The organism is Leptospira haakeii, assembly GCF_002812045.1.
Classification (GTDB): domain Bacteria; phylum Spirochaetota; class Leptospiria; order Leptospirales; family Leptospiraceae; genus Leptospira_B; species Leptospira_B haakeii.
The window spans coordinates 34,298-49,643 of the sequence record NZ_NPEG01000008.1 but is presented as its reverse complement, the minus strand read 5'-3'; the positions used below and the strand labels follow the sequence as shown (position 1 = coordinate 49,643).

Sequence of the window (15,346 nt, the reverse complement as noted above, 5' to 3'; positions counted from 1 at the left end):
AGGAGTCTTTATGCATATATCGGTATCAAATACAGAATGGCCTGAAATAACTTTAAGGCATCCGGACTTCGAAAGTAAAAAACAGGATCGAAAACCTGATACGGAAGTCATTCGACTCAAAACAAAAATTTTAGATCATTATAGCGGAAGTATCCTGACACATTTGAGACCTTCCCATTGTTTCAGATCGGACTTATTCGGTAGATTCGTATTCCATTCTCCTCGTTTAGATTGGATCAGAGAAGATGGTATCACGGAAAGAGAAGAAAAACTTCTCCGCTTATTCTTCCAAGAGTTGCTGGATGAGCTAAAAGGAAATCTGGTTTGGGATCCTGAATTATTCTTCTTATGTTCTGCGTTCTTACTTTGTGAGGATCGGATCAGAGATTACCAAGAATTGGTATATTCTTTCGGAGAAGATCTGAAAGAAGCAAAAGAAGGAAGAAGATTACTGTATTTTATAGATGCGATCTCCGAATCCGAAAGTTTTTTGAAAGAAGGTCTGGAAAGAAAAGAAAGGATCGCGTATCGCCACAAACAACAAGGACTCAACCAAGAAGAACAAAATGAATTATTCGATCTGGTGATCTCTTCCCAGGAGCCAGATTTGGCTGGGCTTGCTTATTTCTATTTTAAGGATAAAAAAGAAGGGATCAGAAACATAAAGGCTTTGGATGCAAACATTTCCAGAAGGATCGAAGAATTCTCCAGAACGGAAGCCGACTTCTTCTTGGATCAATATTCGCTTAGACATCATATCCTAGACAGATTCTTCTTAGTCAAAAAATGTAAACCTAGGGACTTCGTATTCGAATGGATCTCGGAAGAAAAAAAGAAAAACGGAAGAGAAGAATTAAAGGAAACCCTAAGAGATTCCATCCAAGAAGGAAGTGATGATTCTTTATTCGAGCGTTATAAGATATTAAAAGAACAGGGTATGTCTTACACACTCAGACCATTCGAACTTTTGGTGCTATGGAATTCCACAGCAGCCGGAGAGTTGGATTCAGAAATGATTGGAGTTAGAGCCCAAACTCCGGGTTCCTATCTCACCCAAAGAGCAATCGCGGTACAGGAATTTAAGGACAAAAAGTTCGAAGCGTTCAGAGAAAGATTAATTCTAACCGGAAGGTTCCAATATTCTCCGGAAATGGTTTATCTAAAAGCGATCTCTCTTTTAGAAACCGGACCAGTGGAAGATGGAATCCAACTCATGGAATCCTTAGTTCATAAGTTCCCACAATCCGATTTTTTAAGATTAGTTTTGGATCGATATAAGAGTAGAAGATAGGGATTGTGATGTAGGAACTCCTACGTGAATTTAAAGGCCGCCCCCGCCCTGCATTGGGATTGGGGGGAGTGGCTTGTGGGAGCGCGTATTTTCCTTATCACAAAGTGCTTCCCCTGTCAATAAGATCCTCTTTTTCAAATTCACGTTGGAACTCCTACAAATTGGCTGGAGAATTTTCTTGCCTTAGAACTGTACTTCTTCTAAAATTTGCCTAAGACCCCATGGCTATCACCCAAGAACAGATCCTAGAATTACAAAGACACCAGAAGATGATCCAACAATTGGAAAAGATTCAGAGGTTGTCCAAGAATGATGAACAGAAATACAGGGTTTCCAGGGATCTGGAAAAATATCGAAATCGGATGAGGGAAATTTCTCCGGAGGGAATTCCGGACAATCTCGAAACTGCTGCAGAGCAGATCCGTATGTTCCGTGAAAATCCGGACGCTGCAGGAAGGATCTTGGCTAAGTATCCTATCATGAAAATTTCTCCAAACTCTAACGATACTGAGGTGAATCAGATCGGAACCTGGATCAATGTGTTGGATCGGGAGTATCTTCCTATATTAAATGAAACTCATATTCGTTTCGACTTCTCCCACGGGAACGAGAAAGACGGAGTGGTCAAACATATGGAAAATATCCGACGAAACATAAAGGTTTTGACGGAGACTATAGAAGAATACCAGGCCGCTGAAAAACAGGACTTCAGAGAACAGCTAAGCCGGATGAAAAATAAACAAACCCGTATTTTTATCGCAGAAGCTTTTGAAATGTTCCAAAAGTTTAATGATTTCCTTTCCAAAATTTTGGGAGAGTTCAAAGCAGGTGGGGGGGTGATCATGAATATAGAAGATCGGATCACTTTCAATTCTCGTTTCGAGAAGGCAACCGAGTTGGAAGGCAAATCTATTCCAGATGCTTTGGATGAATTTAGGGAATTTACCGGAGAAGTTTTGGATCGGATCAACGTGCCAAATATTAAACATTGATAAATACTAAGATCAGAAAACTTTCTTCCGACGAAACTCCACCTATGGATCTGTTACTTCTCGCAGATCCGAATGAAAAAATTATAAAGTCATATTGGGACAGAGCAAACTGTTATGTACTGGAGTCTGGAAATTCGGAAATTTTTGGAGTTTACGTACTTTTGACGACTCGTCCTGGAACTTCAGTGATCATTAATGTGGCGGTCAAGGAAGGCGAGCAAGGCAAGGGGTTTGGAAAAAAATTGGTGCTTCATGCGATTTCTCAGGCAAGAGAAGACGGTTTTCATACCCTCGAAATTGGGACAGGTAATGCGGGGATTGGCCAGTTGGGCTTGTACCAAAAATGTGGATTTAGAATTACTGGGATCGATTTCGATTTTTTTACCAAAAATTATCCGGAACCAATCTACGAGAACGGGATCCACTGCCGGGACATGATCCGACTGAGTCTGGATCTGTAAAAATAGCTTCCAGTTTAAAAAATTCCTTTTCGGAAGGGGTGGGTCCGGTTTATTAGTGTATAAACCGAAAACTTGCGGTCTTTCGCAAATAGGATTTTATATTCATGGCACTTGTTAAGAACTCCTCCGAAGTTACAAACTCCACAATCGGCGAAAATTCCTACTTTAACGGAAAATTCTTCATCAATGGATCCTTAAAGATTGATGGAAAGTTCGAAGGAAAATCTCTTCAAGCGGAACAATTGTATATCGGAGCATCCGGTAAAGTTCGCACAAACATCACTGCTGCCAGTGTTATTATAGAAGGTATCGTGATCGGAAATATCACCGCTCGTAACAGAGTGATGCTTCTTCCTACATCCAGGATTTTGGGAGATATCCGCACACCGGAATTGATCATCCAAAACGGAGTTGTTCTTGAAGGACGTTGTATCATTTCCAGCGATCTGAAACATTCCAACAAAGATCATATCGAATTAGAATACGCTAAGGACTCTTTAACCTTAGAAAGACTTTTCGGTAAACAAACAGCAGCTAAGGAAGCTTAAATCTCTGGTATAGGCCTTGATTCCCATCCTTATCACAGAGGGAGACCCTTGTGGGATCGGGCCTGAAATTCTTCAAATGTCTAGGGAGAAGTTAAACAACTTCTCTGGGCAAAGACAAATCTTACTTATCAGTTCAAATTCTTCTCTTTCTTATCCTGGTTGGCAGGAAGTTGGAGATCCATTTTCAATATCTTCTCCTGGACTTTATCTTTGGAGAACATCTACACTTTCTTCTTCTGAACAAAAATCATTAGTGATTGGTAAGCCTGGTCCAATATCTGGAAAAGCTGCGTTCGCAAGTTTGAAGGACGCGGTCCGCATCCAAAAGAAGATTGGCGGAAACCTGATCACTCTTCCTTTAAGCAAAGAATGGGTGATCAAAGCAGGAATAAAAAAATTCACAGGCCATACTGAGTATCTGGCAGAGGTATATAAGAAAAAAACATATATGCTTATGGCTGGAAAAGAACTAAATGTTCTACCTTTAACAACTCATATTCCATTGAAGAAGGTACCTTCTTATTTAAAAAAAATCCACCTATCCAGTTTTATTTCTGCGGTTCGTTCAGCTCCAATTTCTAAAGGTAAAATCGCGTTCTTAGGTTTAAACCCTCATGCAGGAGAAGGTGGAAAGGTTGGGGACGAAGAGAAGAAGATACTAATGCCGATCATCTCAAAGATGAGAAAGGCCGGGTTAGATGTTACGGATCCACTTTCTGCAGATGGTGCGTTCAGCGAAACTTCTAGGGCAAAGTATTCTTTGTTTTTGGCATGTTATCATGACCAGGGCTTAATCCCATTCAAGATGTGGGAGGGAAAATTCGGAGTGAATGTAACTTTGGGACTGGATTTTATCCGGGTTTCTCCGGACCATGGGACTGCTTTTGATATTGCAGGTCTCGGAAAAGCAGATCCGGAGAGTTTTCTGCAATGTTTAGAGTGGGTGTCGGGGCGGATTTCTGCCGAAAATGATCATAGGAGATCTCATTGATGTTTCTCGCCCAGTCAGGTTCCTTATTACAGCAGATCGTATTTCCAATCTTTTTGATTTGGTTCGTGGGTTTGACCTTTGTGCTGATCCGAAACGATATAGAGATCATATGGAAGATCGCTACATTCTTCATTTTCGTATTCTACTTCTTCCAATTCTTTCCCGAGTTAAAAGAAGCTTATGAAAGATTATCTAAATCTTATCCCTCTGAAATTTTAAGCTGGCTTTACGGGATCCCAAGAGCGATTTACTTTTTCTTATTATTCTTATGGCCTATTGCAGTAGTTCGTATGTATTACAGTGCTTCTCCGGTTTTAGCAAATATGACTGCGAGAACTTTGGTTGCAGCTACTTTAGCTTATTGGATTTTCTTTTTGGTTTATCACCAGTTCACAGGGCAGATAGATACATTCTTCCAGACTAAATTTATTGAGTGGATTACGATAGTTCCTACGAAGTAATTCTAAAGTCTTCTTTCCACAACGGCAGTGAAAATATCAAATATACAGTATGGAGAAACCTAAAGTACAAAGCAGGTGATTAGAACTGCAGAAGATTATCGGTTTCTCTAATATTCAATTTCTATCATTTCCTCTTCTTTCCCGAACCTTTCTTCTTGATCAACTCCGGCTCATGACCATTCTCATCAATTAGAACTTCACTATGATGTTCTACCATGGCAGTGGAGTGGTGCTCTCCGATATCGATCCGAATATACGTATTTTCCTTCTTCCTACGGATCTCTTCGTTTCTCTTTATCCGTGCTTCATCCCAACCTAAAAGTGTTTCCATTACGATAGGAAGAACCAAACGAGATAACGCAGTTGCAACCAAAACTCCTGCGATCACTACAGTCGCCAACGGCCTTTGCACTTCCGCCCCAGCCATGCTAGAAATGGCCATAGGAAGAAACCCGATAGCGGCGATAAACTCCGTAGTTAAGACCGGTCGTAAGGAAAGGATCCCAGCAGAAATTACCGCGTCTTCAATTCGTTTTCCTAATTGAATTTCTTCCTTTAATGTGGAGGCGTAAACTACTCCGTTTAAAACAGCAATTCCGCTTACTGCGATAAATCCGACTGCGGCAGGGATACTAAAGGGTAAGCCGCGTAACACTAAGCCCAAAATTCCACCTGCGGTTGCCAAAGGAACTACTGCGAAGACTCCCAGCGCATAATACACACTATTGAAAGCGGCCATAAGCATGAAGAATATGATAGCTAATGCAACAGGGACAACAAGGATCAGCCTATTTTTTGCTCGGACGAAATTGTCGAACTGTCCTCCCCATTCGATTTCGTAGCCGGGAGGAAGACTGTCTGCAATCGGTTGCACTTTTTCTTTGGCCTCATTGATATAACCGACTAAATCTCTTCCTCGGATATTCACTTCTACAAAGATCCTTCTTTTGAGAGCTTCTCTATAGATTGCTGCCGCAGAATCTAAAACTTCAATATCTGCAACCTGTCCGAGAGGGATCGTATTACCGGAAGCTGTCATGATCGGAATATTCGCAACTTCGGGTAAATCATCCGCTTCCAAATCTAGTCTTAATACAAGATCGTATCTTCTCATTCCTTCGAATATTTTTCCAGCCTTCGCGCCGACTCTCATCATCTCTACCGTTCTAAGAATTTCAGATGCGGAGACTCCATACCGAGCCATCCTATCATAGTTCGTATTGATCTGGAGCATAGGAAGGCCGAGAACTCTTTGAACACGTAGGTCGCCCGTTCCTTGCACTTTCTGCATGGTAGAAGCAATCTTATCTCCTATTGATTTGATCGTTTTTAGATCATCTCCATATATCTTTACGACCACATCTGCCTTGGAACCCGTAAGAAGAGAGTTTACCCTGTTCTCGATAGGCTGGGACATACTAAAATAAGTGGATGGAACTTCAGCGATCAGTTTGTTTTTGATCTTATCCATTAGTTCTTCCCTAGAGTCCGCATTTACCCATTCATCTTTGGGTTTTAATTTTACCATCACGGAGGTTTCTTCCGTTCCTAACGGTTCCGCCGCCGATTCTCCACGGCCAACACGAGAGACCACACTTGCAATTTCCGGAAATCCGGAGAGAACCTCTTCGATTTCGATGTTTAAATCTCTGGAATAATCTATTGCGGTAGAGGGGAGTCGTTTGGCATCAATCTCCAGTTCCCCCTCATCGATCCGGGGTAAAAATTCCGATCCGAGGAAGTTTCCGGATAAGAAGGAGAAGAGGATGATTCCGACGGAAAAAAGTATGATCTGCTTTTTTCGGACCCATCCCCAATCCAAAAGTTTAATATAGTATTCTTCTATCTTTTCCCAGGCATGTGCCTTATGAATAAACGGACGTTTATAGGCATAGGCAAGACTTGCGGGGAAGATAGTAACTGAAAAGATTAACGCACTTGCAAGTGCCAAGGCGACTGTAATCGCCATGGGGCGAAACATTCTACCTTCCACTCCTTCTAATACCATAAGCGGAAGATAGACTAACATAATGATCGCTACCGAAAAAGCTGCAGCTTTTGCTACTCGTTTGCATCGATCCGAGATAATGTTTTCAGTCGCGATGCGAAGTTCTTCTTCGTTCATAGGCCGATCGAAATTTTTTCTTCCCAGATAAAAGCCCGCGAGTACCGATTCGAGCATTACAATGGAACCGTCCACAAGTAGACCGAAATCGAGAGCGCCTAAAGACATCAAGTTTCCTACAACTCCCAATTGCCGCATAAATATAACTGCAACTAACATGGAAACTGGGATTGCCGCAGCGACTAAAGCACCTCCTTTTGCAGTACCTAAGGTTAGGACTAATGCAAGAAATACAAGGACTGCTCCTTCGCTCAAATTCATGAAGACCGTTTTTAATGCTCTATTGATAAATTCGGAACGGTCGTAAAAAGGTTCCAGTTTCATTCCTTTTGGAAGAGTAGGTTTGATCTCATTTACTTTTTCGCGGACTCGATCGACTACATCTCTGGAATTTTGTCCTAGAAGCATTATCACCGTAGCAGCAACTACTTCCTTTCCCTTTTGGGTTGCGATACCGAAGCGAAGCGCGGGCCCTTCTTCCACTTTAGCGATTTGACCTAATAGAAGAGGAATACCGTCTGCGGAAGTTCTGACTGCGACTCGTCTTAATTCTTCTATCCCGCCAAATTGTCCTTCGCCTCGAATTACTAATTGTTCTTCTCCCTTTTGGACGTATCCTCCTCCGGTATTGAAGTTGGCGGCTTTAATATCGTCCAATATCTCAGTCACAGTAAGATTATGAGCCGCTAATCTTTTTGGATCGATAAGCACTTGGTATTGTTTTAAGGTCCCGCCTAACGTATTTACTTCGATTACGCCCGGAACAGCTTTCAGTTTTCTGGATAGATCCCAATCTATATAACTTCTAAGTTCCGTTGGAGAATGTTGGTCTGAGGAAAGAGTAAACTCATAGATATCTCCTAAGGCGGTAGCCACTGGAGCTAGTTCGGGAGAACCGTATTCCGGTGGAATTTGACCACCTACTATTTTTAGGCGTTCATTTACAAGTTGTCTTGCAAACCATATATCTGTTCCATCTTCGAAGATCACAGAAACGGAACTAACTCCTGCGCGGGAAATGGAGCGGATCTCTTTTGCTCCCGGAATTCCATTTAATTCTAATTCTATCGGGTAGGTAATGAACTGTTCTACCTCGAACGGGGTCAAACCGGGCGAAGAAGTAACCGCGGTGACTTGAACGTTCGTTACGTCCGGAACCGCATCTATAGGAAGTTTAAAAGCATTAAAAAGACCGATAATACAAAATACGGCGCCGATGATTAGGACTGTACCTTTTTTGCGAATCGATAATTCCACGAGCTTTTCTATCATAGAGTGTCCTTTTGCTTTTCCTTAAGAGAAACAAAGTATGCAAAGTTTGTATTTTTGGCTTTTAATTTTTATGAAAAAATTTCTCAAATGGGCCGGAGATGATTCATTACATTTTGAAGAAATGTATTCGAATTCGAAAAGGATTTTTCGTCTTTTCATTGATCCCATCTGAAATCTTACAAGAGTATACGATTATGAATGCAAAGTTTTTGTTTAATCTTCTTTTTTTCTTCGCATTCTTTTCATGTAAAGGAATAGGTGACTTTCAACAGACACCTAATTCTCTTGCATTGGACCATATTCGTTGCGATCAGATTTTAAATGAAATAACAATCAAAAACAGGGATTCTGATCCTGTAATATTATTAAATACGGCTTTGCCTTCCATCGAAAGAAATCATTCAGAAGCAAAGTTAGGATATTTTTTCGGTTCCGCAAAGAATTCCAAAACTTCTGAAGAGCAAACAAAAAATCTCGCTAAAACGATTTCTCTTATATTGCCAGGACAATCTCATCAACTTAAAATCGGCGAGGACTTTGAAAATATAAACTCTATTGATACGTTTCGCGTTTCAATCGGATATAGTAAAATGGAGAAGGGAAAATTTAGCCAGACTGGTTTAAAAATCTCTCCCGATCTCGCACAACTGCAATCTATCCAGGATTTCGAAATAGACTGCCGAGATATTTCCAAATTATAATTTCTAAAAATACGAAACATATCCTTGTTGTCGTATTATGTTGTACCTCATCTTCAAATACGCAGTCACTTCTGGCCTAGTTGTTCTGATTTCAGAAATTGCAAAAAGAAGCGACAAGATTGGAGGACTGATTGCCTCCTTACCGATTGTAACCATCTTAACTTTGCTTTGGCTGCAGTTTGAAAAAGCTGAACAGGAAAAGATCTCAAATCATGCGTACTATACGTTTTGGTTTGTTCTTCCCACTCTTCCTATGTTCTTGGTCTTTCCGAAATTATATGCGAGTTTCGGGTTTTGGTCCGCAATAGGTTTATGTATCCTTTTAACAGTGGCCTTGTTTTTTTCATTTAACCTTATCTTAGAGAGATTTGGAATCAAACTCTTATGACCAAAGGAATGTATTTAGAGCAGGACTGGTTTTTTTGTCTTCCTACCTTTTTTTGCTTGAAATGAAGGAATGGAGACTTCCAGTGTAATGAGAGAACCATGAATCTGCGGCTTATACAGACTGGAATACTTCGCTTTTTCATTATTCTATTCGTTTTCAATTTTGTTATCCAGAAAGTTATCGATAACGAAGCAGTTTGCGGAGCAGTTGGTGAAAGCGAGGATCATTGTCCTTACGCGATTCACACACCAGATCATGAAGACGACGATATGGACAATCATATCTGTATCAATTGCCCTTGTAATTTAACTCTATTCGTATCTTGGGATCTCTATATGACTAGGATCTACGGAATCCTTTCCGTATCCTTCTATCAGATCCAAGAACCTGTAATCCTCACTTACGAAGATCCTATCCGTTTATTCCGCCCACCTAAAATTTCCTCCATCGCTTAACATTGCGATCTTGAAGGAACCTTATAATATTTAATCCGGTTCCTTCATGGAGGAATCATGCGCGCATTTATGCTCGGGCTTTCCTGTGTCTTCATGACGGAAGCCCTATATTCCCAGGCCGGGGGAAATTCCGGTCCGTCGAGTTGTGTCGGTATTATGGATCTGCAACGCATCACCGTATGCGTATTGGATTCTAATCCGGAATACAAGATTGAACAATTAAAACTAAAAGAAATTGCCGGTAGAAAGAAAGTAGCATCTTATCTTTTCCCTTCCAATCCGGTGGTCGGAGGTTATCTTGCTCATCGTAAGGGAACTACTTCCGAGGGAGGGATCTTAGGAAGTGGTCCTGCGCCGACTGCGGGTAATCAACAGATTATCGTAACTCAGGAAATATTCGTTGGAGGCAAGAGAGCAAAGGCTCTTGAAGTTGCGGACGAAGAATATAAAGTCCAAGCCGGAAGATTGGAGATCGCTAGAAGGAATATACTTTCAAGAATTCTTTCTTCCGTTCTTAGATACAGCGGTTTCAAAAGAGAATACGAGGAAACGAAAACTCTCTACGAACTCGCAAAAGACTTAAGGGTACTTTCTTCTGCAAGGGCAAAGGAGGGAGTTGCTCCTTCTATGGATGTGGACGTAGCAAAGGCGGAAGAACTTCGTCTTTGGAGAGTGCTACAGCAAGCTGGGAGAAAATCGGATACTGCTAAAGGGGAACTTCTCGTCTTGATGGGTGCTTCTCCGGAGGAAAAAATAGAATTTGATATTACGGATTTGGAATTAAAGGAACTCCCAAAAGACGTTTCCAGTTTGGTAAAGATCGCAATGACGAATCGGCCGGAAGTGGAAGTATCGGAGAACGAGATCTTACTCGCTACCAGAAAATTAGAGCAAGTCAAACTCCAAAAAATTCCAAATCTCACTATCGGTGGCTTCATACAAAACGACGGCTTCAATGAAAGAGTAGTAGGTGCTCAGGTAAGTCTCCCTGTTACCTTATGGAGAACATACGAAGGGGAAATCCAAAGTTCAGTAGCTATACGTGAACAAGCTCAGGAAAATGCAAAAGTTACGGAACGTTTGATTCGTACCGAGATTGTATCTTCCGTTTCAAATTATTTGGCTCTTCATTCTGAAATTGAACAGTACGATCCGAGTTATATCAAGGACTTGGATAAGGATCTAGATCTTCTAAAAGAAGCAATCCGTTTCGGAAGAATGAAAGTCGCGGATGCTCTCAATTCTCAGAGAATATTAGCGAACGCAAAATTGAATTTCATCCTTTCTAAGACTGAATTCTCGCTCGCTCAGATAGAGCTTGTTCGATCTCTCGGATTGTCTTTCGAGGATCATTTAAAGGAAATCAAACAGTGAAACGATCCATTTTTATCATTATTATTTTAGTATCCTTGATTGGAGGTTCGATTTGGGTTTATAAGAAATTCTTTAAGTCCAAATCCAATCGTACAGTCTTGGAAACTGTTAGTTCTACGGAGTTTGAGCCGATCCAAGTGGAGAAGGAGCAAAGAGATTTGTTTCAACTCGAAACGATCCGTATCGAAAAGAAAAATTTCAGACGTACAATTCCTTTGATCGGGGAAGTAGCCGCAGTTCCAGACCAAGTGGTGGAAGTTCCATCCAGAGTTTCGGGAAGGCTTGTAAGCATCAAATTCGTAGAAGGTTCTAAAGTAGAGAAGGGTCAACTTCTCGCGGTTCTGGATTCTCCAGAGTTAGCAAGGCTTAGATCCTCTTATCATTCTTCCAAGACGAAACATTCCGCAGCTCTTCTGAACTTGGAGAGAATTCGGAATTTAGTCTCTATGAAACTTGCTGCCAAGCAGGAAGAGATTGATGCCGAAGCGGTATTGAAAGTGAATGCTGCGGATTTGAAAGCGGCGGAAGAAAATCTAAGAGCCAATGGTCTAGAACCGAACGAAGAAACGAGCGGGAAATACTATATCTATTCTCCGATGAGTGGGATCGTTTTAAATCGGAACGCGCTACCCGGTTCCATTGTGACGGGGACCCAAAACCTGGCAACCGTTGGAAACATTTCCAGACTTTGGTTTATGGCTAAAATTTTCGAAGGGGACCTCTCTAAAATTTCGGAAGGAAGCAAGGCCGATGTGATCTTGAATTCTTATCCGGATCTTGTTTTTGCGGGAGTTCTGGAACATATCGGAGAACAGGTGGATTTGGATTCCAGAACGATCCATGCTAGATTTTCTTTTTCTAATATAGGGAGAAAGGCAAAGATCGGATTGTTCGGAACGGTGAAGGTAGTCACAAATACCGGCCTTGGGATCCTCGTCCCACAGGAATCCGTTTTCAAGATCCAAAACGACGATTTTGTTTTTGTGAAACTTTCTGCCGATTCGTTTGTACCTAAAAAGGTGATCTTAGGAAGTTCGGAAGAAACGAATATAGAAGTTAAGGAAGGACTAAGCGAAGGAGAAGATATAGTCACGAAAGGAGTTTTCGAACTTAAATCCTTATTCTTGAAGTCTTCCTTCGGAGAGGAGGAATAATGGAGTTTCTTACTTCTATCGTTCGTTGGAGCCTTCATAACCGGATCTATGTTTTGGGTTTTTCCGCCTTACTACTTTTAGTCGGGATAGACTCCGCAAGAAAGCTTAAGATAGATGCGGTGCCTGATATCACGAATGTGCAGGTGGATATTATCACTACCGCTCCGGCACTTTCCACTTTAGAGATAGAACAATACGTTACTTATCCGGTGGAAAGAGCCGTTTCCGGAATTCCGAAAGTGGACGAGGTGAGAGCGATCTCTCGTTATGGATTTTCCATTGTCACAGTCGTTTTTAAAGAAGGCGCAGACTTATATCTAAGTAGGCAACTCGTTAGCGAAAAGCTTGTGGATGTTTCCAACCAAATCCCGCCCAATTACGGAAGACCGCAGATCGGACCGATCTCCACAGGGTTAGGAGAAGTTTACCAATTTGTTTTGAAAAGTAAGACTCATTCCCTGATCGAACTTACCACATATCTGAACTGGTTTATCAATCCTATCTTGAAGACAGTTCCGGGAGTGGTGGAGGTAAATACTTTCGGAGGGAGGGTGAAACAATATAGGATTGTCGCAGATATTCCAAAGCTTGCGTCTCTCGGGCTCGGAGTAAAAGATATTGCGGACGCAGTCCTTGTAAACAATGCCTCTGCGGGAGGAGGTTATATAGAGAAGGATAAGGAACATGTAGTGATCGGGACGGAAGGCCTTTTGAAGAATACTTCAGATTTTTCCAAGATCTCTATTGGTAGGACCTCCGACGGATTTCCGATCTATCTATCCACTGTTGCCAAGTTGGAGGAAGGGTATCTTCTCCGCAAAGGTGGGGCAACTTCCGACGGGAAAGGAGAAGTGGTAGGATCTATGGCTCTTATGCTTGTAAACGAAAATGCACTTCAGGTAACCGAGAATGTGCGTAACAAGCTAGAAGAGATTAAGAAAATATTACCTGCCGGAATGGAGATAGAACCCTTCTATGATCGTTCCCTCATGGTAAAGAGTACGATTAACACTGTCCTTTGGAACTTGGGAGAAGGTGCGATCCTTGTGCTGATCATACTTCTTTTAATGATCGGAGATCTTAGATCCGGTCTTGTGATCGCATTAACCATTCCTTTTGCGATGTTTTTCGCTCTTTCTATCATGAAGTTTCGGGATCAAACCGCGAATTTAATGTCTTTAGGAGCGATCGACTTCGGACTTATCGTGGATGGGGCTGTGATTTTGGTGGAGAACTCTTTTAGAAGATTATCCGAAGTAGCAAAACAGAAAGGGAGAAGATTAAACCAGGAAGAACGGCTTGATATCATCATGAGCGCTACCATGGAAGTGAGAAAAGCCACGATCTATGGAGAGATTATCATAGGGATCGTGTATCTTCCGATTCTTACCTTGTCAGGAACGGAAGGAAAGATGTTCATTCCGATGGCGCTTACCGTTTTATTTGCGATGATCGGCGCGTTTATCTTAACCTTAACGTTGATCCCAGTCTTAGCCTCTTACTTTATAGACCCCAAAAGTAAGAGGCAGGAAGAAACACCTTTCTTTAGAAGGATCAGCGCTTGGTATTCCCCTTTCCTAAAAAAATGTATGGAGAATTCGAGAAGAGTCGCTTATTCTGTGTTAGGTGTTTTTTCCCTTTCCATCCTTGGATTCGTGTTCATCGGTGCGGAATTTATGCCTACCTTGGACGAAGGTTCCATTCTTCTGGAAATTTCCCGTCTGCCTTCCAGCTCCTTGAAACAATCTTTGGATACTACTCTAAAGATAGAAAAAATCCTTTTAGAGAAATTTCCGGAGATCTCAAGTATTGTTTCTAAAACAGGATCTCCGGAACTTGCTAACGAACCGATGGGGATCGATAAATCGGATGTATTCTTGGAATTGAAGCCGCAAAGCGAGTGGAGATTTTCCAAACTAGAATTGGAAGAGGAAATTTCAAAAGTGGTCTCTAAGGCGGTGCCTGAAGTCGCAGTTGGAGTTTCTCAACCGATCCAAATGAGAACGAACGAGATGATGCAGGGAATTCGGGCGGATGTAGGGATCAAAATTTTCGGAGAGGACCTGAAAACCTTAAAGTCATTCGCTGAAAAAATCGCAGCTCATTCTAAAGACATAGAAGGAGTCGCAGACTTAAGGATAGAGCAACTTACAGGACTAGGTTATTTAAAGATTCGGCCAAAAAGAGAAGCAATGGCCAGATACGGATTCGATATGGAAGGCCTGAATCAGATTGCTGAATCTTTATCCGCAGGTCATAAAGTGGGTGTAGTTTTTGAAGGACCGAAACGTTTCGATGTAGCCGTTGTGTCCGATTGGAATTTCGAAAAGGACCTGATCAGTCTCAAAACCTTACCGGTCGGGATCGGTGGTAGGATCGTGACTCTCGGAGAACTCGCAGACATATCCATAGAAGACGGACCCGTTCAAATCAATCACGAAGACCAGAACAGATATGCTCTTGTTCAATTCAATGTGAGAGGAAGTGACATGCTAAGCACAGTGAATCGAGTGGAGAAAAAAGTTCTATCGAAGATTATTTTCCCTCCAGGTTACAGATACGAACTCGGTGGGGATTTTGAAAAATACCAGTCAGCCCGGAACACTTTGCTCGTAGTTGTTCCAGTGACATTGGTTGCAATTTTCATAATCTTATTCACTGCGTTTAAAGAGATATATCCGACCTTGATCATTTTCTTGAACGTTCCGTTTGCAGTGACCGGTGGAGTGTTTTCGCTTTTATTAAGAGGAATGCCTTTTAGTATTTCCGCAGGGATCGGATTTATCGCCTTATTCGGGGTTGCGATCTTGAACGGACTTGTACTAGTTTCTTTCGCGAAAGAGGCGGAGCATGCGGGAGAAGAACCGGAACAGGCGATCGCCAAGGCGGCAGAGCATAGACTTCGACCGGTATTAACGACTGCGTTATTAGCCTCTATCGGATTTTTACCGATGGCATTGTCCACATCGCCAGGTTCCGAAGTGCAAAGACCTTTGGCGACCGTCGTTATCGGTGGACTGATCAGCGCAAGCGCTCTTACCCTCATCATGATACCGGTAGTATATGCGAAATTTGCGAGAAGGATTCGAAAATAAAATGTGTAAATTAAAACTCTTTAATATGATTCGAGGAA

Annotated in this window: 13 protein-coding genes; 12 read left to right on the top strand and 1 reads right to left on the bottom strand. The window is 41.8% G+C overall.

The window, feature by feature from the left end; all coding sequences use genetic code 11:
- The first annotated feature begins 10 nt into the window (after positions 1–10).
- From CH377_RS13195 to CH377_RS13170, 6 genes are all read left to right on the top strand, one after another.
- On the top strand, positions 11–1,291 hold the full coding sequence (locus CH377_RS13195; RefSeq protein WP_100724251.1) for a hypothetical protein: 1,281 nt from the start codon (positions 11–13) through the stop codon (positions 1,289–1,291).
- A gap of 221 nt (positions 1,292–1,512) precedes the next feature.
- Positions 1,513–2,283, top strand: a complete 771-nt coding sequence (locus tag CH377_RS13190; RefSeq protein WP_100709384.1) for a hypothetical protein — start codon at positions 1,513–1,515, stop codon at positions 2,281–2,283.
- Complete coding sequence (locus tag CH377_RS13185; RefSeq protein ID WP_243401976.1) at positions 2,280–2,744, top strand: GNAT family N-acetyltransferase; 465 nt, start codon at positions 2,280–2,282, stop codon at positions 2,742–2,744. Before CH377_RS13190 ends, CH377_RS13185 begins: the two co-directional genes overlap by 4 nt.
- Positions 2,745–2,848: 104 nt before the next feature.
- The gene (locus tag CH377_RS13180) at positions 2,849–3,292 is read left to right on the top strand and encodes a bactofilin family protein (RefSeq protein ID WP_008592184.1); all 444 of its coding nucleotides are present in this window, start codon (positions 2,849–2,851) and stop codon (positions 3,290–3,292) included.
- Between the two features lie 76 nt (positions 3,293–3,368).
- On the top strand, positions 3,369–4,283 hold the full coding sequence (locus CH377_RS13175) for a PdxA family dehydrogenase (RefSeq protein ID WP_100724311.1): 915 nt from the start codon (positions 3,369–3,371) through the stop codon (positions 4,281–4,283).
- Complete coding sequence (locus CH377_RS13170; protein WP_100724250.1) at positions 4,283–4,744, top strand: hypothetical protein; 462 nt, start codon at positions 4,283–4,285, stop codon at positions 4,742–4,744. Before CH377_RS13175 ends, CH377_RS13170 begins: the two co-directional genes overlap by 1 nt.
- Positions 4,745–4,868: 124 nt before the next feature.
- On the opposite strand, the gene CH377_RS13165 is transcribed toward CH377_RS13170, so the two are convergent.
- Positions 4,869–8,141 carry an efflux RND transporter permease subunit gene (locus CH377_RS13165; protein ID WP_100724249.1) on the bottom strand — a complete coding sequence of 1,091 codons (3,273 nt, stop codon included), beginning with the start codon at positions 8,139–8,141 and terminating at the stop codon, positions 4,869–4,871.
- 158 nt (positions 8,142–8,299) lie between these two features.
- Here CH377_RS13165 and CH377_RS13160 point away from each other — a divergent pair, with 158 nt between their 5' ends.
- The 6 genes from CH377_RS13160 (at position 8,300) to CH377_RS13135 (ending at position 15,308) form a co-directional block, all read left to right on the top strand.
- A complete protein-coding gene (locus CH377_RS13160; RefSeq protein ID WP_125172170.1) occupies positions 8,300–8,842 on the top strand; it encodes a hypothetical protein in 543 nt (180 codons plus the stop codon).
- Between the two features lie 37 nt (positions 8,843–8,879).
- Positions 8,880–9,230: a DUF3147 family protein gene (locus CH377_RS13155; protein ID WP_100724247.1), complete on the top strand. Its 351-nt coding sequence runs from the start codon at positions 8,880–8,882 to the stop codon at positions 9,228–9,230.
- Between the two features lie 98 nt (positions 9,231–9,328).
- Complete coding sequence (locus CH377_RS13150; RefSeq protein ID WP_100724246.1) at positions 9,329–9,685, top strand: hypothetical protein; 357 nt, start codon at positions 9,329–9,331, stop codon at positions 9,683–9,685.
- Positions 9,686–9,841: 156 nt separating this feature from the next.
- Positions 9,842–11,059 (top strand): TolC family protein, encoded by a 1,218-nt coding sequence (locus tag CH377_RS13145; protein ID WP_243401977.1) that lies wholly within the window; start codon positions 9,842–9,844, stop codon positions 11,057–11,059.
- Positions 11,056–12,213 carry an efflux RND transporter periplasmic adaptor subunit gene (locus tag CH377_RS13140; RefSeq protein WP_100724244.1) on the top strand — a complete coding sequence of 386 codons (1,158 nt, stop codon included), beginning with the start codon at positions 11,056–11,058 and terminating at the stop codon, positions 12,211–12,213. Before CH377_RS13145 ends, CH377_RS13140 begins: the two co-directional genes overlap by 4 nt.
- Positions 12,213–15,308, top strand: a complete 3,096-nt coding sequence (locus CH377_RS13135; protein WP_100724243.1) for an efflux RND transporter permease subunit — start codon at positions 12,213–12,215, stop codon at positions 15,306–15,308. Before CH377_RS13140 ends, CH377_RS13135 begins: the two co-directional genes overlap by 1 nt.
- Positions 15,309–15,346 lie beyond the last annotated feature (38 nt).

What these genes read in the sequence shown, in the direction of transcription:
- CH377_RS13170 (WP_100724250.1), top strand. Translation starts at nt 4,283, where the DNA reads ATGTTTCTCGCCCAGTCAGGTTCCTTATTACAGCAGATCGTATTTCCA.
- CH377_RS13150 (WP_100724246.1), top strand. Translation starts at nt 9,329, where the DNA reads ATGAATCTGCGGCTTATACAGACTGGAATACTTCGCTTTTTCATTATT.
- CH377_RS13135 (WP_100724243.1), top strand. Translation starts at nt 12,213, where the DNA reads ATGGAGTTTCTTACTTCTATCGTTCGTTGGAGCCTTCATAACCGGATC.
- CH377_RS13190 (WP_100709384.1), top strand. Translation starts at nt 1,513, where the DNA reads ATGGCTATCACCCAAGAACAGATCCTAGAATTACAAAGACACCAGAAG.
- CH377_RS13165 (WP_100724249.1), bottom strand. Translation starts at nt 8,141, where the DNA reads ATGATAGAAAAGCTCGTGGAATTATCGATTCGCAAAAAAGGTACAGTC.
- CH377_RS13180 (WP_008592184.1), top strand. Translation starts at nt 2,849, where the DNA reads ATGGCACTTGTTAAGAACTCCTCCGAAGTTACAAACTCCACAATCGGC.
- CH377_RS13145 (WP_243401977.1), top strand. Translation starts at nt 9,842, where the DNA reads ATGGATCTGCAACGCATCACCGTATGCGTATTGGATTCTAATCCGGAA.
- CH377_RS13155 (WP_100724247.1), top strand. Translation starts at nt 8,880, where the DNA reads ATGTTGTACCTCATCTTCAAATACGCAGTCACTTCTGGCCTAGTTGTT.
- CH377_RS13195 (WP_100724251.1), top strand. Translation starts at nt 11, where the DNA reads ATGCATATATCGGTATCAAATACAGAATGGCCTGAAATAACTTTAAGG.
- CH377_RS13175 (WP_100724311.1), top strand. Translation starts at nt 3,369, where the DNA reads ATGTCTAGGGAGAAGTTAAACAACTTCTCTGGGCAAAGACAAATCTTA.